Genomic DNA, 23,670 nt, shown 5'->3' on the forward strand with positions numbered 1-23,670 from the left:
GAAGCACATCTTGTCGCATATTGAAGTTAACGTCCTTGTCAGCACTCAATAAAAGTTGATAAACATCTAAGATGTCATTAACCCAAATCAACTTTGAATTAAACCGATATAACCATATATCAATCCAAAGGATTACCGACAATATTATTAATAATGCCACGCATGATATGAGGACCTTGTTCGCGACGCAAATCTGCATACCATTCTTTGGTTACAGTCTCATCTTTCATATGCGTGACATCACAACGTTTTCGCGCGCGCAATACCAATTCATTGGCACGCTCATTGCGTTTATTTTGATAACGTTTTAATGCATCTTCTAAACCTAAAGTATTGATCTGCAATGCTCTTGCCAAATAGATCGCATCCTCCATGGCTTGACAACCTCCTTGACCAATATCAGGAGTGGTACTGTGTGCAGCATCGCCCATGATCACTACACGCCCTTTATAAAATTGGGTAAAAGGTTCAATATCATGAATTTCTACACGATTGGTGGTTTCTACATCTATTGCCTCAATTAGGTTTTGTACAGGTGCACACCAATGCTGAAAATATTGCTTAAATAAAGTTTTATATTGGCTTTTGTTATTGTCTAAACCCACAGGCAATGGAACATCAAAGAAAAAGTAAAAGCGATTTTCAGCAATCGGCATCAACGAAACTCGTTTTCCATCACCAACAAATGTTGTCCATTGATCTGCTTGTGCCAACTGATCAGAAATTTCAACCAAACCATTCCAGTTGACATATCCCGCATAGCGTCGTTCAACCTGCTCACCTAAAACATACTGGCGTGTCAAGGAATGTGTGCCATCGGCACCAACTACCAGTGCTGTGGTAATTTCAGTTCCATCTGCAAATGTAACCTGAACATGTTGATCGATTTGTTTTAACGCCACCATTTTTTTTCCAAGGTGAATATCGTCTCGACCAAACTCATCCATCAACATATTTTGTAAATCTGCACGCGAGACTGGATACGGACGTTGTCCAACCTCTTCAATTAATGGCAGTAAACTAAATTGCGTCATTTTATCGCCCGTTAAACCATCGAAATAGGCTAAATGATCCATTTGACCACCAAGTTTGGCAATTTGTTTCGTTAAGCCCAAGTAATTTAAGCACTTCACGCCATTTGACCATAACGAAATTGCTGCTCCTACAGCCCTGATCTGCTCAGTTTGTTCGTAGATGGTGACCGTATGACCGAATTTTTTTAGTGCAATACCAGCGGTTAGTCCTCCCATACCTGCACCAATAATTGTAATCTCCATCTATTTCTCCTCTGATTGTTTTCTCGCACTGTTGCCTAAAATGCTAAAAACGTGCCATTTATATAAAAATCCATACATTTTTAGAGAAGAATTGGCATAGGCTGTGCATGATAAGTGCCATAAGATATTGTTTTTATGAGTGCTTATAAAATATTTGTCACTGATAACAACGCTTCTATTAATGTGAATAGTAATATGAATGGTAAATAAATATGGCAACTTTACTTGCACCAAGTTTTGAACTTCCTGCACATTTACAGCGATATACAAATTTGGCAGATCCCCGAATTGGGGCAAAAGTACTTGAATGTTCAGATGATTTTTTTGCTGAGGCTTCACGAATGTTGCAATTCGATGCGCCTATTTTTGTCGAAGATAAATTTGATGACCACGGTAAGTGGATGGATGGTTGGGAAACCCGCCGTAAGCGTCATTCAGGTTATGATTGGGCAATTATTGAATTGGGAGTTGCAGGTAAAATCAGTGCATTTGACATAGATACTACTTTTTTTACCGGCAACTACCCTGCATCGGCTGCTATAGAGGCATGTTATGCACCAAATGGGAACCTGAATGATGCACTGTGGCAACCCATTTTAGCCAATTCTATACTTGGACCTAGCCAACATCATCTCTTCAATGTGAAAAGTGAAGATATTTTTACCCATGTTCGATTAAATATTTTCCCAGATGGCGGTATTGCACGTTTTAGAGTTTATGGTGAAGTGAGTATTCAGATTCAAGACCAAATACAGACTTTAGATTTATTGGCATTGGAAAATGGTGGGCGGGTAATAGCTTATAGTGATGCCCATTTTGGACACCCTCGTAATTTGATCAATCCAGGACGTGGAATCAATATGGGAGATGGCTGGGAAACAAAACGCCGTCGAACCCCTGGCTTTGATTGGTGTGTTTTAGCACTCGGCAAAAATGGTTTGATTGAAAAAATTGAAATCGATACTGCACATTTTAAAGGTAATTACCCTGCTCAAGTCTCCATTCAAGCCACTTATGTTGAAAATGCGACAGACCCGCAATTAATTCCACAAAGTATGTTTTGGTCTTATTTATTACATCCCCAAGATATGCAAATGGATCATATCCATCTATACATCGATGAAATTTTAAAACATGAAAAAATTTCTCATATCCGCGTCAACATGATTCCAGATGGGGGCATCAGTCGGATTCGTCTATGGGGGAAAATCATTGACTGATCTCATGAACTATATCCAAATTCAACCACTCAGCAAAGATGCTTTTGCACCTTTTGGTGACGTGATTTCCTGTGAAGGCAATGATTTTTTTCCGATCAATAATGCGCTAACCGAACGTTATCATGCCTTAGCTTTAGCACAAACCAATACAGGACAAGTCGGTTTAAGTATTTTTCGGAATATTCAAAAAACAACTGTTCCCTGTACAATCAAAATGCTTGAACGCCATCCTCAAGGTTCACAAGCCTTTATTCCGATGCATGGTCAATCTTTTTTAATTGTCGTTGCAACACAACTTGACCAAAATACGCCTGATCTAGCACACATTTATGCATTTATCAGTAATGGAAAACAAGCCATTAATTATCACAAAGGAACTTGGCATCATCCATTATTGACGCTTGAAGCACCGAGTGATTTTGTCGTGGTCGATCGTATTGGAGAAGGTCATAATTGTGATATCTTTCCATTCGAAGAAAATATTGTGTTAACTTTTTAATCATCGGCTTATTGCTAAACCATTGGGTTCAGTAATAAGCCAAAGTAACATAGATTTATGCGACACAAACGCTATAAAACCATAATTTAATTATCATAAAGACCAGTATCCTCGATTCCTTTTCTCAGGCTTTCAATGCATTTAGATCATTAAAAATGATACTTAATCAATGCACTGACATTATTTTCATCTTTTCCTGAGATACCATATTTATTATTCCAAACCGAATATTCAACACCTAAATATAACTTTGTGTTGGGTGAAATATGTTTGCCCGCATTCCATTTCCATTGTGTGGTCCAGTTTAACTCACTGGCATGGTCATCTTCTGCAGTTGACCAATCCAGAAAACCATCGATCAAGAAATCTTCAGATGCAACTGTAAATGGCACACCAAAGACGAAAGTCAATTGATAGTCATCATCTGTATTTTTATAATTGTCAGCTTTATAGAAATTTAATTGGGCATATTGAAAATATGGAATCGCCAAATCCACACCGATCCCATATAAGTAATTATTAAAACCTTCTCCACCTTCCCAAGTAGTTGCAATCAAAACATCTTTAATAGGACCAACCTCTAACTTTCGCCCTGAAATCGCCCCTAAGCTCAAGCGTGGTGAAACTTCAAAATAAGTTTCATTACCTGAAACGTCATTATTGGTGCGGTCAGCAAATGCAAAAAAATCACCATATTTCAATTTTGCCGCGTACTCAAAAGTAATTGTAGACTGATCATCTTCTCGAGCAATCAGTTCATAGTTTTTACCGTATAACCCTGTAATACTAAAATCTTGCCAGATTGGAGCAGCTTGAGTGCCAAGTGCGGTACATAGCAAAGTTGTGAACGCAGCAAACTGTGTCAATTTCATTTTATAAATTCCCCACAAGAAACAAAGATAAACACCACAATAGATAAGCAAAAACAAAGCCAATATTTTTATAATTGGTAAAAAATATATAAAAAAAGCTCAAATAAATGAGCCTTAAGTCCTTGATAAAATTTATTTTTATATTTCAACTTCCACGATATGTAGAATATGCAAAAGGACTGATTAATAAAGGAATATGATAATGCTGATTAATATCGTTTACAGAAAAGTCAATCACAACTTTAGGAAAAAAAGTAGCTAAATCAAAGCGATTAAAATAATCTGCAGTATAAAATACTAAACGATATTGCCCCGTTTGTATCTCACTTAAATTGAAATCTGCAACACGCCCGTCTTTATTCGTTTTAGACTCAGCAATCAGTTGCTCCTGTGCATCAAATAATTTGATCACAACATCTGTTGCAGGTTTTCCCAAATGTGTATCTAAAATATGGCTACTAATCATCGGATTTCCTTTATGACTCAAATTCTAATGTTCAGACAATGCCTGCGTTAAACGTAAAATTGCGATTTCACTCAACTGTTGTTTCACGATACGTTGTTCTGTTTCAACATCATTCAACAAACGGTATTTCAATGCCTGTAAGATTTCATTGTGATCCAAACCTAATGCACGAATCAAAAACAGAAATCCAAACTTTTTTTCATAGGACAAATTGCCTTTTAATAAAGCATCTTCTATTTCACTGCTGTGTTTTATTGCAGATTGTTCACGATTGGAAAATTCACGTTCTTGTTCAGTCAGATTCACTTTAGCCTTTTTTTTACCAATTCGAGGATGATTGTTTAACGCTGTTAAAATCTCATCCCAAGTCCAAGTTAATGCCTGTTTTTTGGCATAATCCAGAAGGTCGTCTAAACTTGTAAATGGACGTGCAGAAACAATATCTTGTGTCCAACGTGGAATCTGTACACAATGATTAAGCATTGCTTGAGCTTGTTGTTCTGAAATTTGATTAAATTCATTTAAATTCACAAGTTATACCTATCATTCAAAATGACTAAAGATTGAAGCGCTTTTTTAAAGCTTTTCTGCTCATTTTTAACATTGCTTTGATGCTTTTTGCGCTGAATGGTATTTAAACCAATGTTCTGCAATATCTCCACGCCGACATACCCAAACATTGTCATGTGACTGAACATAATCCAAAAAACGTTGGAGTGCTTTAAAACGTCCCGGGCGCCCTAATATACGACAGTGCATGCCAATCGAAAGCATTTTTGGCGCTGTTTCGCCTTCCGTATAAAGCACATCAAAAGCATCTTTAAGATATTGATAAAACTGTTCTCCGCTATTAAAACCTGCTGGTGCACAGAATTTCATATCATTACTTTCTAAGGTATAAGGAATAATTAGATGAGGTCGGCTTTCGCCATCTGCATTGGTTAAACTCGTCCAAAATGGCAAATCATCGCCATAATAATCACAGTCATATTTAATCTGCGGAAATTCGGTCAATAATTGCCGTGTGTTGGGGCTATCTCGACCTGTATACCAACCAATGGGAGCTTTTCCAAATAATGCTTCAAGCACACTGATCGCTTGATCCATATGTTGACGTTCTGTGTCTATATCGACATTTTGGTAGTTGAGCCATCGTTGACCATGTGAAACCACATCATAATTGGCATTTTTAATTGCATTGACGATATAGGGATTGCGTGCCAATGCCATCCCGACTCCAAATATGGTCATGGGTAAATTTCGTTTTTGAAATTCGTTATGAATGCGCCAAAAACCTGCCCGAGAACCATACTCGTACATTGAATCCATAGACATATGTTTATCTGGAAAGCTTGTAGCACCGACAATATCGGACAGGAACTGTTCAGAGCCAGCATCCCCATGTTCAATATGGTTTTCAGCACCTTCTTCGTAGTTCAATACAAACTGTACTGCCAGTCGAGCTTGGTTGGGCCATTCCACTTTAGGAACTGAACCGTGATAACCAATCAAATCCCGTGAATAAGAAGCATTTTGAATTTGATCAATAAGTGCTTGACCACGTAAATAAGTTTTACTCACTCAAACCGCCTTTAAACTTTTCAATCACCATTTTTTAGTGTGAATGATTAAGCAGTTTTTATGCCAATTTTCTTGATGCGCTATTGCATGGGTTGAGAACTTAACTGCAAATGCTTTTTATCTCCACTAAAAATATATTGGTGTTTCCCAATTTGAAAACTGTAATTGCTCTGCTGATTTTCAGCCAATTGATTCGGTACCATTTTTGAGTTATTTTCAGTGAATTCTTTGACTAAAAATTGATAAATTTTCTCAGCCATTTGTGGATCTAATAATTTATTCACGATTCTATTTTGAAGATATTGATCTAAGTGCTGAGTAAAAATTTCAATTAAATCTTTATCACCTGAATTAAAAATAGTTTTTAATTCATTCAATGTAGCAACATGCTTATCGAGTATTTTTAATCCTGTTGTTTGTATGGCATTCACTTCAAATTGATCTGTACGCTCAAAAACTGCATTTAGGCTTTTTTTAGCATCTGTAAAATTTGGATCCTGATCAGAATATTGCCGATAAATCTCATCAAAAAGCTGCTGATATGTATATGAAATCGAAGCATAATCAGACAATCTAAAATATTGCTTTTGATTTAAATACACTAAATCATCTGAACATTTCTTGCCACATTGTGCTTTCTGTTGTTTGCTTATTGCACTTGTTTGGAGATACTGCTTATAAAGATGATCGGCATCATCAAGGTATTGTGGATTGTGCGTCCATTTGTATTTCACCAAACTTGCATCACCTGCGGCAAGATAAGTTTCATATCTCATCACTTTTCTATCCTTAGCTAAGTCTTTCTCCCATAAATCACGATATTGGTTCAAGATCTTAACGCCAGCAATGGTAAAGTCAGAAGCAGCTAAGGCACAATTTTTATTGTCTAGATAACCTAAAAAATCAGAAACAAAAATAACATCCATCTGATAAACATCTATTTTTTCTGAGTTATCACTTTTTAAAAATTCACCCAACACTTTAAGAGGCAAATAATCAACTCCCTTACATTGTGTTTGCAGTGGTTGGGCAAGTTGAGTTAAATCCGCCTTTAAGGTCACAATATCTGCATATGTGGACAGCGATATACCACCCAGTAATCCCAATAAAGCTATTTTTCTCATCATAGGTTTCATGATGTTCTTCTCATATTTTATTTGTAAATAAAAAACTCGGCATTGCCTAATTGATTATTGAGTAAATCATAGCGAAATTCACGCATCAATGTTGAGCTCAATGCTTGCTTCTGTGCCATCATGATTTTTAACAGTTGTAGAAACTGACCGTGACTAAAGACCAGCAAATGTTGATCGGTGTAATGCGATTTAAGTGCATCTAAATGTTGCATAAAATCTGTCACGCGGTGATAAAAATTGGCAAAAGATTCAGCATCATCACTTGTGATTAGATTAACATCGGCACGACTCCAATAGTCATCTACCCATGGTTTACGTTCTTCTAAAGTGGTGTTTCTACAACGTCGATCTGATAAATATGAAAATTCTTGAATATTCAAAACTTCAGGTGTAATTTGATCCCGAAGTAAAACAGGTTCGGCAGTCAGTCGTGTTCGCAAAAAAGGTGAAATATAGATTTGCTTGGCTTTTGGTAGAGTATTTGCCAGATTTTGAGCCTGTTGATGTCCATATTCTGTCAAAGGAATACTGGCATGCGATTCTACTCTTCCATTAACGTTTCCTAAGCTTTGCGCATGGCGAATTAAATAAATACTCATTTAAACTTTGCTCTACTTTGTTTTATTATAAAAAGTACTTCATATTTTTTGATGTTCAGCATTTAAGCAAAAACATTCAATCAATGTTTTAAAAATAACGCTTTCTCGACCGTTCTACGGTTGACTAAACCTTGTACAGTTTTCCCACCTGCTTTAATCCATACATCGAATTGCTGAGCTGCACCAAGATAATCCAATGCATTTAATCGTTTCAATAAAGTCGAATTTTGAAAAGCATTGATTCCAATGTTATACGCCAATGATACCAATGCATCAAATTGATTTTGACTCAATGGCACTTGAACAGCACGACTCACAGCTTGTTCAAAACGTTTCAGGTCAAATTGCATATAGCTTTTAGCTTGTTCAATGCTACATTGATCACCATATTGAATAGCTTTTCCATTCGGATAACGGGTTGTCCCATAACCAATTGTAATTACACCGACTCCATCATCATAAGCTTTCAACTTTAAGCCCTCAAAGCTACAAATCAAATCAATACCTTTGGAACTTATCCGAGTGATTTTATCTTGGGCAAAACCAATGATATTGTTATCAGAGTCAATAGCAATACCGATATTTGAATTAGAGTAATCGGGCTTAGTTTTATTAGATTTATGCTGTGCTTTGTTAAATAAGACTTGAAACCATTTGGACCAAAAGTGAGACATGGAGAAGACTCTGAAAATTGATGAAACATAGCTTTGGTCTACATTCTATACAGAGCTTTGTGCTAAAATATAGTGGTGTTTGGTTGTCATGTTTTTTTAAAACTCCTTTTTGACTAAAAAGGAGTTTTAAGCTTTTTACCCATAATGATTAAAACAGAAAATAACGCTGTGCCATCGGTAAAACTTCAGCAGGCTCACAAGTCAAATGAACTCCGTCTGCACGAACTTCATAAGTTTCAGGGTGTACATCCATGACAGGACAATAACAATTATGTTTCATGTCATTTTTACTGATATTTCGGGTATTTTTACAGGGAGAAATCAGCTTTTTCAGTTGCAACTTTTCTGCAACACCCTGATCAATCGCAACCTGAGATAGGAAAGTAATACAGGTATTATGAACACCTCTTGGATATGCGCCAAACATCGGACGATAATGAACGGGCTGTGGCGTAGGAATTGAAGCATTAATATCGCCCATTGGCGCAGCAGCAATCATTCCACCTTTAATAATCATCGATGGTTTAACCCCAAAAAATGCAGGTTTCCACAATACTAAATCTGCCAACTTTCCTTCTTCAACTGAACCTACCTCATGGCTTAAACCATGAGTAATCGCAGGGTTGATGGTATATTTTGCAATATAGCGCTTTACACGATTGTTATCGTGATATTGATTATCACCCTCCAATGGTCCACGTTGTACTTTCATTTTATGCGCGGTTTGCCATGTTCTTAAAATCACTTCCCCCACACGTCCCATCGCCTGTGAATCCGATGACATCATCGAGATAGCACCGAGATCTTGCAAAATATCTTCTGCGGCAATTGTTTCCCGACGAATACGGCTTTCTGCAAAAGCGACATCTTCAGCAATTGCTGGATCTAAATGATGACAGACCATCAGCATATCTAAATGCTCATCAATGGTATTGATTGTATAAGGTCGTGTTGGGTTAGTAGAAGATGGCAAAACATTCGCTTGCCCAATGGCTTTTAAAATATCAGGTGCATGTCCACCACCTGCACCTTCTGTATGATACGTGTGGATTGTACGATTTTTAAAAGCGGCTAATGTTTCTTCAAGAAAACCACCTTCATTTAAAGTATCGGTATGAATCGCAACTTGTACATCATACTCGTCTGCGACAGTTAGGCAATTATCAATTGCAGCTGGTGTAGAACCCCAGTCTTCATGAAGTTTCAGCCCAACCACACCGGCTTGAATCTGTTCTGCAATGGGTGCAGGCTGACTCAAATTCCCCTTGCCTAATAAACCGATATTCATAGGCAAGTCATCTATCGCTTGTAACATCGTCGCAATATGCCACGGACCTGGGGTTACAGTTGTGGCTGAAGTTCCTGCTGCGGGACCTGTACCACCGCCAATCATTGTAGTCGTTCCCGACATCAATGCTGTTTCGACTTGCTGCGGACAAATCCAGTGGATATGTGTGTCTATTCCCCCTGCTGTTAATATTTGCCCTTCACCCGCAATAACTTCAGTTGCCGCACCTAGTGGAATGATAATATCTGGCTGAATATCAGGATTACCTGCTTTGCCTATCTTCCAGATTCTACCATTTTTTAAGCCAACATCTGCTTTGATAATTCCCCACCAATCGACAATCAAAGCATTGGTAATCACGGTATCAGCAACCTGATCTGCCAACAGTTGTGACTGCCCCATACCATCACGAATGACTTTACCACCACCAAATTTAACCTCTTCACCATAGGTGGTTAGGTCCTGTTCAACTTCAATAAATAGCTCAGTGTCTGCTAATCGAACACGATCTCCTACTGTAGGACCAAACATTTCAGCATATGCGCGACGTGACATTTTCATTATTCATTATCCTGTTGGTCTAATTTGCCCATGACGCGACCTGCAAAGCCATATACTTCACGTTTACCTGCAAGTGCAACGATTTCTACATCACGACTTTGCCCCGGTTCAAAGCGTACTGCCGTGCCTGCGGCAATATTCAAACGAAAGCCTTTGGCACGCTCTCGATCAAATTGCAAAGCATCATTGGCTTCATAAAAATGAAAATGCGAACCGACTTGAATCGGGCGATCGCCTAGATTTGCTACACTTATTTTTAAGACTTCTCGTCCAACATTCATTTCAATATCACTATCAGGCGTGATCATTTCACCGGGTATCATCGTCTTGCTCCCAAATTTAGAATTTTATTTTATTCAATCGGTTGATGAACGGTGACTAACTTTGAGCCATCTGGAAAAGTTGCTTCAACCTGTACTTCAGCAATCATCTCTGCCACACCATCCATCACGTCTTCGCGACTGAGTAATGTCGTACCATAGTGCATCAGTTCGCTGACCGTCATGCCATCACGTGCCCCTTCAAGCAATGCTGCGGAAATAAAAGCAATCGATTCTGGGTAGTTCAGTTTTAATCCACGTGCTTTACGTCGTTCTGCAACCAAACCAGCGGTAAAAATCAGAAGTTTGTCTTTTTCTGTAGGGTTGAGTTCCATGATTTATTCCTAGCTAATTCATTTGTTGTACATGCAATATCTATGCAACAATATTGAGTATGATTGAAAATTTTCACGTTCGCCAAATTCTTGGAAATTCCTCATCTAAATCAAACCAAAAACGTCTTAATTTGGCACGAATTGCAGCAAAAGCATCATGACAATGTCGAACATCATCACCGAGATAACGAGCACAGACCACATCCCCCAGTAAGGTTAAAGTGACGGGCAGATTCATTCTCATGATCAATTCTCGGATTAAGTCGATGTGTTGATCCAAATAAAAACTCGAACGAAACTTTTCAGGGGCTACCGCCCAAAAACTCCCCATCACTGCATAATGATTCATTCCTAGACTAGAACTTAACCAACGATCATCGCCTCTAAAATGCAATGTATCTGCGACCAATAATTGTTCATTGCGTTTCAGTTTAAATTGATTTTTATAAGCACCTGTTTGAAATTTTTCTTCACGTGCCTGTCGCCCAATCACCAACATATCCCAACCAATGAAACTCGCCCGTGAATCAAGTTGAATAATGGTTTCTGAGCGCGCATTCGCACCATCAAACAACATGGTTTCTTGTGGCAACCATTCAAAAACTGCATCATTTTCTACGTGGATAAAAATATGTTGGAATGCCTGTTTGGCATTGGTTCGGTACCATTTCCCTGCGCCCGGCGTAGTGACCAATGCATGTGCGGAAGCACCCACATGAATATCAAAGGTTAAATGATCTCCGCCTGCAATACCCGCAGGCGGATGAACAATAATGGCATGACAAATTCCTGTTCTTTCTGGCCAAAGCATTTTTTGAACACGTACAGGACCATAATGCTTGCGATGACTCAGTACGGTTCGATCAGCCTGTACCTTAAAGCCCAATTCTAATTTGGCATACCACAAAGAATCATGGCATGGTTGGGTAATTAAATTTGTCATGACCATTTATACATTTTATACATCAAAGGCTTTTAAAGGTTTATTGAACATCAAGCCAATCCAATCACAGCGACTAATGCTGCCAATGTGCCAATGATCTGCTTGCCATAAGGCACATATTTTTTAATCAATGCACCAATGCCTAATCCACCTGCATAAATCAGTGCCATTGCTGTGACCATACCCAAAACTAAAAGACTGGCATGACCAGATTGACCTAATTCTGTGCCATGTGCGACTCCGTGAAAACTTGCCAATAACACAGCTGCAATCGGCAAGGCTTGATTGGATTTACTCCACAGCGCGATCGCCAATAAAACCAAAGAAGCGATAATGCCATATTCAGCAACTGATGACGGAATTAGATCTTGACTGCCAATCATAAAGCCTCCGACCATTGCGATGGCAAGACCAATCAAACCAAATAATTTCCAACGCTGGTTCGCTGTCCACATCAACACGCCAAAAGCGATTGCCATCATCAAATGATCCAAACCTGTAAATGGGTGAATAAAACCAGCCCAAAAGCCTGTATGATGATCATGTCCAGGATGAGCCAAAGCAAAAACAGGGATATATGCGATCAGTGTAATCAAACTTTTTTGAATTAAACGCATGTTAATTCTCCTTCAATTTTTATTAACTTTTTACAATATTTAATCTATGAATTAAGCTTTAAATAAGCCCTGTTTTTCAATAAACTCAATGATTTGATTTAAGCCATCTTGCGTTTTCATATTCGAAAATAAGAATGGTTTTTCACCCCGCATACGCTTTGCATCTTGATCCATGACGTCAAGATTCGCCCCAACCATCGGTGCTAAATCTGTTTTATTAATAATCAATAAGTCTGATTTGGTTATTCCTGGTCCGCCTTTGCGCGGAATTTTCTCACCGCCTGCAACATCAATTACATACAAGGTTAAATCTGATAATTCTGGGCTAAATGTAGCTGCTAAATTATCACCACCACTTTCAATAATAATCAGCTCCAGTCCATCAAACTTTTCACATAGATCATCGATTGCCGCAAGATTAATGGAAGCATCTTCACGGATTGCAGTATGTGGGCAGCCCCCAGTTTCAACACCTACGATTCGGTCAGGCGACATGGCTTCATGACGTGTTAAAAAGTTGGAGTCTTCTTTGGTGTAGATATCATTGGTCACCACAGCCATATTATATTTGTTACGCAATGCTAAACAGAGATTTAAAGTTAAGGCTGTTTTTCCCGAGCCTACAGGTCCACCTATTCCGACACGCAAAGGGCTACGTTCTGTCATGATTTTTCCTTTTTTTGTGTATGATACTGAGTTATCAAAAAGATACTTTAATCAGTATGTGTTTAACTATGATCTAAATAATCGTGAATATTGCGTTTCATGCGACATACTTAACATCGCATAGTTAGGTAAAGCACTGCTCAATTCATCATCTTCAAGTTGTAATGCTCGTTCTATTGCTTGAGGAATTAAACTGTGTAGATGCCATAAAATTCTTTGTCCACTCATTTGTCCAAGTGGAACAGTCTTTACCGTTGCAAGAACTTGGTTTTCTAAAACAGTGAATGTGTAAGCGGTCAGTACATCATGCAAATTCAGTTTTAGACTGCCACATAAATGTGCATAGACAGGGACAAAACCAAATTGCTTTTTCACTTCAACTTTTTGCAAAAGCACATCTCGAATCCATGCATTTAAGGAAAATGCCAATTGCTGTGATTCAGCCAACAATTCTTTGGATTCACGGCTCGCTCGATAAAAATTCGCCCAAACTAAAAACTGTTCATCATTCGAATAGTGTTGCATCAAGCGTTTTAAAATTGGCAATTCAAAACGCACCAACAACATCTCTAACACTTCATTAAAATAAGCAATACTTGACACTTCATCATGAATTAAGCCTTGCTCAATTGCACTTTCTACACCTTGCGAATAGCAATAGGTACCAATAGGCAAAGCTGTAGATGACAGCGTGAGTAAGCTGAGTAATTGCGTTGCATTAGTGATGGACATGGTGCAAAGCCTTAATTGGGCTTAAACGATGATCATGCTGATGTTGTGCATAAGCCCCACTTTCAGGCTCAAACGGATGTTCAACTTCATTCACTGTTAGACCAAGCCCTATAATCATTTCAGCGAGCACATGATCTGGTTCAAAGTAAAGTGCCGTTGGGGTCAGCATTAAAGGCACATGGCGATTACCCAGATGATAAGCCGCTTTTAATAAATCAAAACTATTCGACGCAATAACTTGCATCAACTTTTCAGGTTTTGCATCTATTCTCAGCACTTCTCCTTGTTCAGTTGCGATATAAGAGCCACTACGCAAAATACCTGTTCTTGGTAAATCTGCACCAATATCGTGCCCATTATTCAAAGTTGCACGAAAACGGCTCTTTTGCCGAGTATCAAAAGTGAGCGCTACACTTTCTACTGTCTTATCTGGGTGTATGCTTTCTAAACGTTGTGTATAAATTTTCATGCTCATCCACTTTGATTAGACATCACATTTAAAATGTTCCAAATTGATGCCAAAAATTTATTCATTCATATTGCTTTGCATTAAATTAATGCATTTATCATGCCAATTTTTGTTTTGTATAGATCAATGACAGCATATTTAAAACTTTAACGATAAAATGAAATTCATATTTTTTATAAAATTATCCAGTATTTTGAAATGAAAAGTTAAGATTACAAAATAAAACCATAAAAAAAATATGTGTATTTCACAAAATATTGAAATAACAGATATTTAATCAAATTTAAATGCAATTATCGAATTGCGACAATGGCTACAATGTGTTATCAATGAATCAAGAATCAGATAAAAAGGAGACACTAATAATGGCTTATCAACATATCCTTCTTGCTGTAGATGACTCTCCTATTTCTTATGCTGCAGTTGAACATGCTGAGAAACTTGCACTTGCTTTTAACTGTAAAATTACCGTAACCAGCGTGATTGCTGTCGACCCATTTAAGGGAGTCGACTTCTATAAAGTTGCGCCTGCGGTGACACAATATTTACTCGAAGCTGAGAAAAATGCGCTTGCACGTTTAAAAGATATTCAAGAAACATTACTGCACCATGGCGTGAGTGCTGTGGATACCAAAGTTGTTCGTGAAGTTCCTCCAGCAACCGGTATTTTGAATGCTGCTGATGAATTGAATGTAGATCTTATTGTTATGGGATCACATGGGCGTACAGGTTTCAAAAAATTCTTTTTAGGTAGCGTTGCTCAGGAAGTTTTATCGATTTGTCCACTGCCTGTACTGATTATTAAATCAACACTCAGTGAAGATTAGTATTTTCAAGCTCAATAATTAAAAGGTGAAATTATGTCTTATCAAAATATTCTTGTTCCAGTTGACGGTTCAGACATTTCTTTCTCAGCAATCAAGCATGCTGCATCTATTGCCAAAGCATTTGGCAGTAAACTTACTGCGATCAGTGTTGTTGCAGATGATCCATTTGCAGCAGCGGACTTCTATTATTCTCCAGATATGCTGAAAGAATATATTCAAGAAGCAATCAAAAATGCTGAGGAAGCTTTAAGCAAAGCGAGACAGCTGGCAGAACAACAAGGTGCACAAATCGAAACTCAAGTGGTGAGAAATTCGGTGTCTGCAGAAACCTTCATTAAGACAGCGGAGTCATTGAACACTGATCTGATTGTTATGGGATCACATGGACGAAAAGGCTTCCAAAAGTTTTTATTGGGAAGCTTCGCTCAAGACGTACTTGGACAAACTCAGTTGCCAGTGTTAATCATTAAACAATAAATTTAATTTGTTCAATATTAAAGCCCACGATATCGTGGGCTTTAATAATTAAAACGAATAGAAAATTATGTGATTGCAATCACTTTGACTAAAATGGTTTGCGACTCTTCGAAATCATCAAAAATTTGTTTTCGATTTAGCTCTTTTGACTTGACCTTGAATTCGTGATTTTGATAATGAATTACATCGGGTATTTGATCAAAATAATCACCTTCAGCTTCAATACTTTCTTCAAATAGAGGTGTGCCAAGCTGATATTCTCTGCTCTTTAAGACAACATATTTAACTGTTGTTTTCATTATTCACACTCCTTTTTCATATGCACTTTATTTTTATTTATATCACTTTTTTAGCTGTTTGAAAGATAAAATTTGATAATATTGAATAGTAATTCTCCAAATGGCATAAAAAGGAAAACCCACTGATTAAAAGTGGGTCGGCTGTAGATACAGACGTTTACGCTAATTATATTTTTAACTGATTTTGTAATTATCTTTTGTTTTTATTTTGTCTGAGTAAAGTATCGCAAAGAAATATGACAGTGTTATTTCAAAATCACGGAGGCACATTCAGACTGATTATTTTTTACTCACAATAGTACACTATTCAGCAGGTTGATAAAATTTGCTATTATTTCTGCATTCAACTGATTGAATACAATATAATTCATCAAAAGTTCAGAACCAATGTCTTTAGTACAGTGTTGTAACCTTCTCGAACAAAAAGGTTTAAAAGTCGCCTTTATTGAAAGTGCCAGTTCTGGCTATTTATGTAGTCAATTTTCAATTTATAAACATAGTGGTGCTGATATTTTATTGGGTGGATTAGTCAGCTATGATCCGTCTATTAAAGTTTCTGTGCTGAAAATCGCTCCTTCTCTTATCGAACAGTATACAGCTGAATCAGCTCAAGTAACTGAGGCAATGGCGGTTCATGGCAAGCAACTGTTTCCTTTGGCAGATATCATGGTGAGTTGTACTGGTTTGCTTAAACCAGGAGGTAGTGCAACGGCTGAAAAACCGGAAGGTACATTTTTTATTAGTATCCTTTATCAGCAACGAAAATACAGTTACCAATATTTCATCGATGCAACGCCTGTTGCTCGCTTAGAGCAATTAACCGCCAATGTCGCCAGAGAAATTTTGAATATTTTAACAACTGATTAACATAACTGCTTCAAATATAGGCGCTGTACAATTTACTGAAATATTTTAATTCACTTTTTTACTAAAAAGCGGTAAATTTTATATACATTATGAACAATCAATAACACGAATGAACTTATTAGGAAGCGTTATGAAACTTCAATTTGCTTTAATTTCTTCTTTAGCATGCTTAACTTTGGCAGGTTGTGCTGGTTCTTATCCAGAAAGAGTCGTGACCAAAGGACCTTTAATCTGTGAAGCAAATGAAGTTTGCCCTGAGCTTTCGATGCGTTGGAAAGATGAAATCCGTGATGGTTTTAAGATTACTGCAGAAATCGATAATCCAACCAAATATGATATTACTCAGTTCGTTTTCCTTGTTGATGGTCAACCTTATACCTACTCAACCATCAATAGCACACAATACGCTGGTACAGTGTCATCAAACTCAATCAATGTTCCAGTAAGTTTCCTAAACTCGTTCCGTAACGGTAAAGAAATTTCGCTTAAATTGGTTACTAATCAAGGTGATGTAGAACGTTCAATTTTAAAAGCTGATGGACAACAGTCTTCTGCTTACTTGACTTTCTTAAAAGGTTATACAGGTCAGATCGTTGAAAAATAATTAAATTTTCAATGCTTTGAATAAAAAACCAGACATCAAGTCTGGTTTTTTATGTATAGAAGTTACCATTTTTATGCAACTTCTCATACTTTTCAAAATCATAAGGGGTATTTTTAATTAAAAAATACCCCCGAATATTGAAATCATTTAGGCTCAATTGGCGCAAAAGGAGCAACGACATCCGCATTCTGTGCGCGATGACGCATAAAGTGATCCATCAACACAATTGCCAACATTGCTTCAGCAATAGGCGTTGCACGTACCCCCACACAAGGATCATGGCGACCTTTGGTTAATACATCCGTATCTTCACGATTCAAATTAATGGTTTTGCCAGGAGTCGTAATACTTGCAGTAGGTTTGAGTGCAATCGCGACACGAATGGTCTGACCAGAAGAAATTCCACCCAATATGCCGCCTGCATGATTGGCAAGAAAGCCATCTGTGGTCAACTCATCACGCGTTTCATGACCAAACTGTTCTGCAACAGCAAAACCATCACCAATTTCTACGCCTTTGACTGCATTGATTGACATCATCGCATGTGCAATATCTGCATCTAAACGATCAAATACAGGTTCGCCCCAACCTACAGGCACTTTTTCTGCCAAAATCTCAAGTTTTGCCCCACAACTTGTGCCTTGTTCTCTTAAAGAAGTCACTAAGGCTTCAAAACGAGGCACTGCATTGATGTCACCACAAAAGAAAGGATTATTAGGTACTTCATTCCAATCTAATGTTTCTGTTTTTTCAGTTCCGATCTGCGTCACATGCCCACGAATCACAATACCAAACTTTTCAGCAAGGAATTTTTTAGCAATCGCGCCCGCAGCAACACGCATTGCTGTTTCACGTGCGCTTGAGCGACCACCACCTCGATAATCACGGAAACCATACTTTTGGGTATAGGTATAATCTGCATGCCCTGGGCGGAATGTTTGTGCGATATTGCCATAATCTTTGGATTTTTGATCTGTATTGCGAATCAATAAGCCAATTGACGTACCTGTCGTTTTACCTTCAAAAACACCTGAAATGATTTCTACTTCATCTGGTTCTTTACGTTGTGTAGAAAACTTGGAAGTCCCCGGTTTACGTCGATCCAGATCAATTTGTAAATCTTGGGCAGATAATTCCAATCCGGGCGGTACGCCATCCACAATTGCCATCAATCCTACGCCATGAGATTCACCACAAGTCGTTACACGGAAGAGCTGTCCAATACTATTACCTGCCATGTTTACAACTCCTTATGCTTGAATCGATTGAATAAATAAATCACGGAAATTGCGACACTGTTGAGCAGTAAGCGCAAATATGCCTGAACCACCTTTTTGGAACTGTAACCAATAGAAATCAATCGTATTAAAATTCTGTTTCATTGCCCATTCAGAATTACCGACTTCGATGACAATCAAACCATCTTCAGTCAAGTAATCTGCCGCTTGAGCCAACATTTTACGGACTAAGTCCAAACCATCCTGACCAGCTGCCAACGCCAATTCTGGCTCATGATGGAATTCTTCTGGTAAGTCAGCCATATCTTCAGCATCCACATATGGTGGATTAGAAACGATTAAATCATATTGATTTTCAGCAGGAATTTTTGCAAACAAATCTGATTCAAGTAATGCAACTTGATACTGCTTGTTATGATGTTCGGTATTGATAGAAGCAACTTCTAAAGCCTCTTTAGAAATATCAGTGGCATCAACCTCTGAATCTGGGAATGCATATGCCAATGCAATCGCGATACAGCCCGAACCTGTGCACATATCTAAAATGCGTTGAGGCGTTTTTGGATTTGGATTTTCTGGCAAATTATTTTTAGCTTCAAGAAGCTGTCCATTTTCATCCAAACAATAGGGTGCAAAACGATTTTCAATCAATTCAGCAATCGGTGAACGTGGAATCAATACACGTTCATCGACATAAAAAGGTTTACCAAAGAAATAAGACAAGTTTAATAAATAAGAGGTCGGAATTTTTTCATTGATACGACGTTCTAATAAATTAAGAAATTCAGCTTTTTCACTTGGCAACAATTTTGAATCTAAAATTTCAGCATCAGCATTCCACTCTAGAGATAGTGTTTGTAAGACCAGTGCAGAGCTTTCAGCAAAATAATCTTCTGTACCTTGACCTAAATGTGCATCGTATTGACGTAAAGCTGTAACCCCAAAACGAATAAAATCACGAATTGTTGAAAGGTTTTCAGCAGCTTCCTGTAAATGTTCAGGGCTAATAGTCGGTCGATCCACTTAGGGTTTCTCCAAGGTCATAATTTCAAACGCCTTATGATACCTTGTTTTCAACCAGATTTATAATCCTTTACTACAATTTACTTGCCAATTATTTATCCACTTTGTCAAAATTTACAGGCGATAAGTGAGTTTTTCTAGACTATTCGCGCGGTTTACAGTTTGTTTCAGGGCGCAATTGTAATATTTCATTTTATAATCGTCTGAAACAGATTTTTGAGCTTTATCACACTGTTGACTACGTTGTTTTAACCATTGTTTTTGATATTTTTTTTGCGTTTTCTTTTCTTTATCCGAATACAGATCAAGGGTCTGTTTAAAAAGTGATTTTAAACGATCATCTTGTTTGCTAAATTCACTTTGCATACAATTTGCTAGGCTTGCGGAATGTGTACCAGCAGCATTCATACAACTTATATAATCTGTACTATAACCCATTGCCTGTGCCTGAATCGGCAAAGCCAAAACCAATCCCAATGCCCAATATTTTAAATACATCAAATTCCCCATAAACAAGTTATTCTAATTTAAGTGCTTAAAATAGCAGTTTAAAAGATTTCAAATAAAATACAATCTCCTCATGTTTGTCTAGATTTTCAGTATTGAAATCGTTAAGCAATCGACTGCAAGTAAGGCTTCGCTTGAAATTATATGGATTCGCCTTTATATATAGAAATGCCCTCAAATTTATTCTGAATTTAGTTAATTTATGAGTTACAAACACAACAATCTCATGGCCATGCGGCAATCTTGGTGGAATGATGAATCTACAGCAACTGTAAAAGCTGAAAAGCAATTTTTTCAACAAACACTCAGTGAAAAAGGTGTTTATGAAACCCCTTCACTTGAAGATGTAAAATATTTTTTCTTTAGTCTGCCGAGTATCATTATTGTCAAAGGTTATGCACTTGGATTTACAAGCCAACAAGTTAAAGACATGATCAGCCAACATATTGAAGTCAATCGACTAAGCTTATCTGCTCGGAATGAGATTAAAATTCAGTTCAGAATGTAATCATTTATTTTGCTGACGGTCTATTGAATCAATTTAATTCCCCCATTCAGCGAATTGAACTATTTAAATACAGCCATTCCATGTAATATTCCTTACACTTAGTTCTTATTTATCTTTTCGAATCGCTTATAAAGGATTTTATCTTCATGTCAGATCAGAACGAAAAGCTCAAACAGTTAAAAACCTCGTCAATGGATCGCCGTTTATCAATTGCAAAAGCATCCTTATTGGCTGGTACACGCTGGGCAGCTTCAAGTGCGAGTTCAATCTTTTCAAGTGAAGAAGAAAAAGAGAAAAAACGTAAACAAGCGATGAAAGAACAAGCCAATTATCTGGTTCAGGAAATTGGCAAGTTAAAAGGCTCGATCGTCAAAATTGGTCAAATGATGGCACTCTATGGCGAACACTTTTTACCTGAAGAAATTACTCAAGCGCTCAATACATTAAACAATCAAACCGTTGCACTTGCTTGGCCAGCAATTAAACAACAATTGGTCAGCCAGTTAGGCTCCAAACTGAATGATTTAACCATCGACCACGAACCCATCGGTACAGCTTCCCTTGCCCAAGTTCACCGTGCAACGCGTAAATCTGATGGTTTAGAACTGGTTTTAAAAATTCAATATCCAGGCGTTGCGGATGCCATCGACTCAGACATGAGCCTATTTAAAAATATGCTCAAGTTAACGCGTATGGTTCCGCAAACACGTGAATTTGATCAATGGTTTGATGAAGTTCGCGAAATGATGCATCGTGAAGTAAATTACGAGGTCGAAGCGGCAACAACTCGACGTTTCGCACAACGACTCAAAGAAGATCCTCGCTATGGCGTTCCACAAATTATAGATGATTATTGTACCAATCAAGTGTTGTGTATGACATTTGAACGTGGTGTGCCGATTAACAGCCCTGTTATGCTGTCATTACCTCAAGAAAGACGTAATCTTTTGGGTGAAGCTTCACTCGAAATTGCAGTGCGTGAACTCTTTGAATGGGGTGAAATGCAGACAGACCCGAACTTTGGTAATTATTTGGTTCGTTTAGGTAATGGAGAAGACATCAAAGATAAAATCATCTTGTTAGATTTTGGCGCGATTCGTCAGTTTGATAACCAACTTCTTAAAGTTGCCTGTAATTTGATTAAAGCAGGTTATCACCATGATGCTGAAGCGATGGTCAATGCAATGTCTGGCTATGAGTTTTTTGATGCAATGCCGCTCAGTATTAAACCCGATATGGCAAAAGTTTTCTTATTGGCAACAGAAGCATTCAGCACACCACTAAATAATCCTGATCTACCTGCTGGTGTGATGGATCAACATAATCGTTATGACTGGAAAAAAAGCCAATTACATAGTCGTGTGATGCAGCGTGCTTCCAAATCAATGGCATCACGTTATTTCAGTGTGCCACCGAAAGAGTTTATGTTTATTAGCCGTAAATTTATTGGTGCCTATACCTTTATGACTGTAATTGAAGCCAAAACCAATGTACGTAAAATGATTACTCCGTTTCTGTAGGTCAATCTTAAAGTTCTTTAAAGTGACTTTGCAAAAATGTCACTTTTACCAATACCCAACATTTGTTGGGTATTTTTATTTAAAAATAATTAAATAAATACAACATATTAAATCTGATAAATCAACTTTAACAACCATTCATCTACGGTCAATCAGTTTGTCATCTATGACATAGTTTTTTCTTTTTTTGCATGTCAGGATGATCGCATACCAACACTAGAATACAGGGTATTTCGGAATGACCAATATGGTAAATAAAGCTCAGGGGTTGGGCTTAAATCTAATTACAAAAATTGCAGGCAGCGATTTACTTGATCAATTTAAATTGCGCAAATTTATTGAAAGATCACTTTATCAAGGATCAAAAGCAGGTTTTAAAACGCTCAGTGCCACGCAAAAAGCCTTTAAATCAGATCCAAATGTGTCTAAACAAAGACTGCCCAACCAACAAAAATCGCTTTTTGATCTAAGCTTGACAGAAGAACAGCAAATGACTGTTGATGCAATGGATCAATTTGCCGCAGATGTACTTTATCCATTGGCGCATCAAGCCGACCATCATGAAAAATTTCCTGTAGAACTCTGGCAGCACAGCATCGACTTAGGTTTGAATTACTATGCGTTGCCTGAAGCCTTAGGTGGAGTTGCTTCTGAGAAAAATATTGTCAGTAATATTTTGATTGCCGAGCGCTTAGCAAAAGGTGACTTTTCTCTTGCAGCGGGATTGCTCTCAACATTTAGTGTGATTAATGCAATTACGCAATGGGGTTCTGAGAAATCACAATCGCTTTATTTACCTAGTTTTGCCAATGATACTGAAATTCAAGCCACTTTTGCGGTACAAGAAGCAACCCCTGCCTTTAATCCAATGCGTTTAAAAACCAAAGCAACATCACAAAATGGTCAGTTTAGCTTAACGGGTGAAAAAACGTTGGTTTTGCTTGGTGAAACGGCTGATCTACTACTGGTTAGTGCTGAGTTTAATGGTAAGCCTGATGTGTTTATTGTCAACCGTGACTCCAGTATTACGGTGAAAAAAACACCGGCAATGGGTCTAAAAGCGACGGAAACAGTGACCCTTAAGTTTGATCAAACGCCTGCACAACGATTGGGTGATGAGGACTTTAACTACCCTGCCTTTTTAGATTTAGGTAATTTAATGTGGTGTGCACTGGCTGTAGGAACTTGTGAAGCAGTCAAAGAATACAGTATCAAATATGCCAATGAACGCACTGCATTTGGTGAACCTATTTCACATCGTCAAAGTGTAGCTTTTATGATTGCCGATATGGCAATAGAAATTGATGCAATGCGTATGCTGATCCTCAACGCTGCAAGTTTGGCAGAATCAGGGCAACCTTTCCATCGTGAAGCATATTTAGCACGCTTACTTTGTGCTGAAAAGTCGATGAAAATCGCCACAGATGGCGTACAAATTTTAGGTGGACATGGTTTTACCAAAGAGCATCCTGCTGAACGTTGGTACCGTGATCTGCGTGCTACAGCTGTTTTACATTCTGGTTTACATGCTTAAAACGAATAAAA

Annotated in this window: 29 protein-coding genes; 9 read left to right on the forward strand and 20 right to left on the reverse strand. The window is 37.8% G+C overall.

Features of this window, described 5'->3' with window-relative positions; genetic code table 11:
* Window positions 1-119: 119 nt before the first annotated feature.
* Window positions 120-1,277: an FAD-dependent urate hydroxylase HpxO gene (hpxO, locus tag I9192_RS11335; RefSeq protein ID WP_200149807.1), complete on the reverse strand. Its 1,158-nt coding sequence runs from the start codon at window positions 1,275-1,277 to the stop codon at window positions 120-122.
* Between the two features lie 212 nt (window positions 1,278-1,489).
* On the opposite strand from hpxO, the gene alc reads away from it, so the two are divergent.
* Both alc and I9192_RS11345 read left to right on the forward strand, forming a co-directional pair.
* On the forward strand, window positions 1,490-2,497 hold the full coding sequence (alc, locus tag I9192_RS11340; protein WP_200149808.1) for an allantoicase: 1,008 nt from the start codon (window positions 1,490-1,492) through the stop codon (window positions 2,495-2,497).
* 4 nt (window positions 2,498-2,501) lie between these two features.
* Window positions 2,502-2,996 (forward strand): ureidoglycolate lyase, encoded by a 495-nt coding sequence (locus tag I9192_RS11345; RefSeq protein ID WP_200149809.1) that lies wholly within the window; start codon window positions 2,502-2,504, stop codon window positions 2,994-2,996.
* Between the two features lie 149 nt (window positions 2,997-3,145).
* Here the strand turns inward: I9192_RS11345 and I9192_RS11350 are convergent, their stop codons facing one another.
* The 15 genes from I9192_RS11350 to ureE all read right to left on the reverse strand — a co-directional run bounded on the left by I9192_RS11350 (window position 3,146) and on the right by ureE (window position 14,255).
* On the reverse strand, window positions 3,146-3,868 hold the full coding sequence (locus I9192_RS11350; RefSeq protein WP_151961328.1) for an outer membrane protein OmpK: 723 nt from the start codon (window positions 3,866-3,868) through the stop codon (window positions 3,146-3,148).
* Window positions 3,869-4,013: 145 nt separating this feature from the next.
* Entirely contained in the window at window positions 4,014-4,334 is a 321-nt protein-coding gene (gene uraH / locus I9192_RS11355) for a hydroxyisourate hydrolase (RefSeq protein ID WP_200149810.1), read from the reverse strand.
* Between the two features lie 24 nt (window positions 4,335-4,358).
* On the reverse strand, window positions 4,359-4,865 hold the full coding sequence (gene uraD / locus I9192_RS11360) for a 2-oxo-4-hydroxy-4-carboxy-5-ureidoimidazoline decarboxylase (RefSeq protein ID WP_200149811.1): 507 nt from the start codon (window positions 4,863-4,865) through the stop codon (window positions 4,359-4,361).
* Window positions 4,866-4,931: 66 nt separating this feature from the next.
* Window positions 4,932-5,915, reverse strand: coding sequence for an allantoinase PuuE (puuE, locus tag I9192_RS11365; RefSeq protein WP_200149812.1), 984 nt, complete (start codon window positions 5,913-5,915; stop codon window positions 4,932-4,934).
* Window positions 5,916-5,995: 80 nt separating this feature from the next.
* Window positions 5,996-7,051, reverse strand: coding sequence for a hypothetical protein (locus I9192_RS11370; protein ID WP_200149813.1), 1,056 nt, complete (start codon window positions 7,049-7,051; stop codon window positions 5,996-5,998).
* A 17-nt stretch (window positions 7,052-7,068) separates the two neighbouring features.
* Window positions 7,069-7,650: a histidine phosphatase family protein gene (locus tag I9192_RS11375; protein WP_058967666.1), complete on the reverse strand. Its 582-nt coding sequence runs from the start codon at window positions 7,648-7,650 to the stop codon at window positions 7,069-7,071.
* 80 nt (window positions 7,651-7,730) lie between these two features.
* Window positions 7,731-8,324: a lysozyme gene (locus I9192_RS11380; protein ID WP_200149814.1), complete on the reverse strand. Its 594-nt coding sequence runs from the start codon at window positions 8,322-8,324 to the stop codon at window positions 7,731-7,733.
* A gap of 148 nt (window positions 8,325-8,472) precedes the next feature.
* Complete coding sequence (gene ureC / locus I9192_RS11385; RefSeq protein WP_005031666.1) at window positions 8,473-10,173, reverse strand: urease subunit alpha; 1,701 nt, start codon at window positions 10,171-10,173, stop codon at window positions 8,473-8,475.
* Window positions 10,173-10,496, reverse strand: a complete 324-nt coding sequence (locus I9192_RS11390; protein WP_004830685.1) for an urease subunit beta — start codon at window positions 10,494-10,496, stop codon at window positions 10,173-10,175. The genes ureC and I9192_RS11390 overlap by 1 nt, the downstream gene beginning before the upstream one ends.
* 29 nt (window positions 10,497-10,525) lie before the next feature.
* Window positions 10,526-10,828: an urease subunit gamma gene (ureA, locus tag I9192_RS11395; protein ID WP_004830684.1), complete on the reverse strand. Its 303-nt coding sequence runs from the start codon at window positions 10,826-10,828 to the stop codon at window positions 10,526-10,528.
* Between the two features lie 73 nt (window positions 10,829-10,901).
* Window positions 10,902-11,771 carry an urease accessory protein UreD gene (locus I9192_RS11400; RefSeq protein ID WP_005031667.1) on the reverse strand — a complete coding sequence of 290 codons (870 nt, stop codon included), beginning with the start codon at window positions 11,769-11,771 and terminating at the stop codon, window positions 10,902-10,904.
* A gap of 50 nt (window positions 11,772-11,821) precedes the next feature.
* Entirely contained in the window at window positions 11,822-12,388 is a 567-nt protein-coding gene (locus I9192_RS11405) for a HupE/UreJ family protein (RefSeq protein ID WP_004830681.1), read from the reverse strand.
* Window positions 12,389-12,439: 51 nt separating this feature from the next.
* On the reverse strand, window positions 12,440-13,054 hold the full coding sequence (gene ureG, locus I9192_RS11410) for an urease accessory protein UreG (RefSeq protein ID WP_004830680.1): 615 nt from the start codon (window positions 13,052-13,054) through the stop codon (window positions 12,440-12,442).
* Between the two features lie 66 nt (window positions 13,055-13,120).
* On the reverse strand, window positions 13,121-13,786 hold the full coding sequence (locus I9192_RS11415) for an urease accessory protein UreF (RefSeq protein WP_005031668.1): 666 nt from the start codon (window positions 13,784-13,786) through the stop codon (window positions 13,121-13,123).
* The gene (gene ureE, locus I9192_RS11420) at window positions 13,773-14,255 is read right to left on the reverse strand and encodes an urease accessory protein UreE (RefSeq protein WP_005031669.1); all 483 of its coding nucleotides are present in this window, start codon (window positions 14,253-14,255) and stop codon (window positions 13,773-13,775) included. The genes I9192_RS11415 and ureE overlap by 14 nt, the downstream gene beginning before the upstream one ends.
* 365 nt (window positions 14,256-14,620) lie before the next feature.
* On the opposite strand from ureE, the gene I9192_RS11425 reads away from it, so the two are divergent.
* Both I9192_RS11425 and I9192_RS11430 read left to right on the forward strand, forming a co-directional pair.
* Window positions 14,621-15,082, forward strand: coding sequence for a universal stress protein (locus tag I9192_RS11425; protein WP_004830675.1), 462 nt, complete (start codon window positions 14,621-14,623; stop codon window positions 15,080-15,082).
* Window positions 15,083-15,115: 33 nt separating this feature from the next.
* On the forward strand, window positions 15,116-15,559 hold the full coding sequence (locus I9192_RS11430; RefSeq protein WP_004830674.1) for a universal stress protein: 444 nt from the start codon (window positions 15,116-15,118) through the stop codon (window positions 15,557-15,559).
* Between the two features lie 65 nt (window positions 15,560-15,624).
* Here the strand turns inward: I9192_RS11430 and I9192_RS11435 are convergent, their stop codons facing one another.
* Entirely contained in the window at window positions 15,625-15,858 is a 234-nt protein-coding gene (locus tag I9192_RS11435; protein ID WP_004830673.1) for a hypothetical protein, read from the reverse strand.
* A 387-nt stretch (window positions 15,859-16,245) separates the two neighbouring features.
* On the opposite strand from I9192_RS11435, the gene I9192_RS11440 reads away from it, so the two are divergent.
* Both I9192_RS11440 and I9192_RS11445 read left to right on the forward strand, forming a co-directional pair.
* The gene (locus I9192_RS11440; protein WP_005031670.1) at window positions 16,246-16,725 is read left to right on the forward strand and encodes a CinA family protein; all 480 of its coding nucleotides are present in this window, start codon (window positions 16,246-16,248) and stop codon (window positions 16,723-16,725) included.
* Window positions 16,726-16,855: 130 nt separating this feature from the next.
* Window positions 16,856-17,329, forward strand: a complete 474-nt coding sequence (locus tag I9192_RS11445) for a hypothetical protein (protein WP_005031671.1) — start codon at window positions 16,856-16,858, stop codon at window positions 17,327-17,329.
* 143 nt (window positions 17,330-17,472) lie between these two features.
* Here the strand turns inward: I9192_RS11445 and aroC are convergent, their stop codons facing one another.
* The 3 genes from aroC to I9192_RS11460 form a co-directional block, all read right to left on the reverse strand.
* Window positions 17,473-18,567: a chorismate synthase gene (gene aroC / locus I9192_RS11450; protein WP_200149815.1), complete on the reverse strand. Its 1,095-nt coding sequence runs from the start codon at window positions 18,565-18,567 to the stop codon at window positions 17,473-17,475.
* Window positions 18,568-18,579: 12 nt separating this feature from the next.
* Complete coding sequence (prmB, locus tag I9192_RS11455; protein WP_005031679.1) at window positions 18,580-19,590, reverse strand: 50S ribosomal protein L3 N(5)-glutamine methyltransferase; 1,011 nt, start codon at window positions 19,588-19,590, stop codon at window positions 18,580-18,582.
* A 114-nt stretch (window positions 19,591-19,704) separates the two neighbouring features.
* Complete coding sequence (locus tag I9192_RS11460) at window positions 19,705-20,088, reverse strand: lysozyme inhibitor LprI family protein (protein ID WP_200149816.1); 384 nt, start codon at window positions 20,086-20,088, stop codon at window positions 19,705-19,707.
* A 211-nt stretch (window positions 20,089-20,299) separates the two neighbouring features.
* Here I9192_RS11460 and I9192_RS11465 point away from each other — a divergent pair, with 211 nt between their 5' ends.
* From I9192_RS11465 to I9192_RS11475, 3 genes are all read left to right on the forward strand, one after another.
* Window positions 20,300-20,605, forward strand: a complete 306-nt coding sequence (locus I9192_RS11465; protein WP_026040356.1) for a hypothetical protein — start codon at window positions 20,300-20,302, stop codon at window positions 20,603-20,605.
* Window positions 20,606-20,751: 146 nt separating this feature from the next.
* A complete protein-coding gene (locus tag I9192_RS11470; RefSeq protein WP_004830666.1) occupies window positions 20,752-22,125 on the forward strand; it encodes an ABC1 kinase family protein in 1,374 nt (457 codons plus the stop codon).
* Between the two features lie 247 nt (window positions 22,126-22,372).
* Window positions 22,373-23,659 carry an acyl-CoA dehydrogenase family protein gene (locus tag I9192_RS11475; protein ID WP_200150422.1) on the forward strand — a complete coding sequence of 429 codons (1,287 nt, stop codon included), beginning with the start codon at window positions 22,373-22,375 and terminating at the stop codon, window positions 23,657-23,659.
* Window positions 23,660-23,670: the final 11 nt, after the last annotated feature.

Origin of the sequence: Acinetobacter bereziniae (genome assembly GCF_016576965.1) — a bacterium.
In the GTDB taxonomy this organism is placed as follows: Bacteria; Pseudomonadota; Gammaproteobacteria; order Pseudomonadales; family Moraxellaceae; genus Acinetobacter; species Acinetobacter bereziniae.

Coding starts and splice junctions, on each gene's coding strand:
- hpxO (WP_200149807.1), bottom strand. CDS start 1,277: ATGGAGATTACAATTATTGGTGCAGGTATGGGAGGACTAACCGCTGGT.
- alc (WP_200149808.1), top strand. CDS start 1,490: ATGGCAACTTTACTTGCACCAAGTTTTGAACTTCCTGCACATTTACAG.
- I9192_RS11345 (WP_200149809.1), top strand. CDS start 2,502: ATGAACTATATCCAAATTCAACCACTCAGCAAAGATGCTTTTGCACCT.
- I9192_RS11350 (WP_151961328.1), bottom strand. CDS start 3,868: ATGAAATTGACACAGTTTGCTGCGTTCACAACTTTGCTATGTACCGCA.
- uraH (WP_200149810.1), bottom strand. CDS start 4,334: ATGATTAGTAGCCATATTTTAGATACACATTTGGGAAAACCTGCAACA.
- I9192_RS11370 (WP_200149813.1), bottom strand. CDS start 7,051: ATGAAACCTATGATGAGAAAAATAGCTTTATTGGGATTACTGGGTGGT.
- I9192_RS11375 (WP_058967666.1), bottom strand. CDS start 7,650: ATGAGTATTTATTTAATTCGCCATGCGCAAAGCTTAGGAAACGTTAAT.
- I9192_RS11380 (WP_200149814.1), bottom strand. CDS start 8,324: ATGTCTCACTTTTGGTCCAAATGGTTTCAAGTCTTATTTAACAAAGCA.
- ureC (WP_005031666.1), bottom strand. CDS start 10,173: ATGAAAATGTCACGTCGCGCATATGCTGAAATGTTTGGTCCTACAGTA.
- I9192_RS11390 (WP_004830685.1), bottom strand. CDS start 10,496: ATGATACCCGGTGAAATGATCACGCCTGATAGTGATATTGAAATGAAT.
- ureA (WP_004830684.1), bottom strand. CDS start 10,828: ATGGAACTCAACCCTACAGAAAAAGACAAACTTCTGATTTTTACCGCT.
- I9192_RS11400 (WP_005031667.1), bottom strand. CDS start 11,771: ATGACAAATTTAATTACCCAACCATGCCATGATTCTTTGTGGTATGCC.
- I9192_RS11405 (WP_004830681.1), bottom strand. CDS start 12,388: ATGCGTTTAATTCAAAAAAGTTTGATTACACTGATCGCATATATCCCT.
- ureG (WP_004830680.1), bottom strand. CDS start 13,054: ATGACAGAACGTAGCCCTTTGCGTGTCGGAATAGGTGGACCTGTAGGC.
- I9192_RS11415 (WP_005031668.1), bottom strand. CDS start 13,786: ATGTCCATCACTAATGCAACGCAATTACTCAGCTTACTCACGCTGTCA.
- ureE (WP_005031669.1), bottom strand. CDS start 14,255: ATGAAAATTTATACACAACGTTTAGAAAGCATACACCCAGATAAGACA.
- I9192_RS11425 (WP_004830675.1), top strand. CDS start 14,621: ATGGCTTATCAACATATCCTTCTTGCTGTAGATGACTCTCCTATTTCT.
- I9192_RS11430 (WP_004830674.1), top strand. CDS start 15,116: ATGTCTTATCAAAATATTCTTGTTCCAGTTGACGGTTCAGACATTTCT.
- I9192_RS11435 (WP_004830673.1), bottom strand. CDS start 15,858: ATGAAAACAACAGTTAAATATGTTGTCTTAAAGAGCAGAGAATATCAG.
- I9192_RS11440 (WP_005031670.1), top strand. CDS start 16,246: ATGTCTTTAGTACAGTGTTGTAACCTTCTCGAACAAAAAGGTTTAAAA.
- I9192_RS11445 (WP_005031671.1), top strand. CDS start 16,856: ATGAAACTTCAATTTGCTTTAATTTCTTCTTTAGCATGCTTAACTTTG.
- aroC (WP_200149815.1), bottom strand. CDS start 18,567: ATGGCAGGTAATAGTATTGGACAGCTCTTCCGTGTAACGACTTGTGGT.
- I9192_RS11460 (WP_200149816.1), bottom strand. CDS start 20,088: ATGTATTTAAAATATTGGGCATTGGGATTGGTTTTGGCTTTGCCGATT.
- I9192_RS11465 (WP_026040356.1), top strand. CDS start 20,300: ATGAGTTACAAACACAACAATCTCATGGCCATGCGGCAATCTTGGTGG.
- I9192_RS11470 (WP_004830666.1), top strand. CDS start 20,752: ATGTCAGATCAGAACGAAAAGCTCAAACAGTTAAAAACCTCGTCAATG.
- I9192_RS11475 (WP_200150422.1), top strand. CDS start 22,373: ATGGTAAATAAAGCTCAGGGGTTGGGCTTAAATCTAATTACAAAAATT.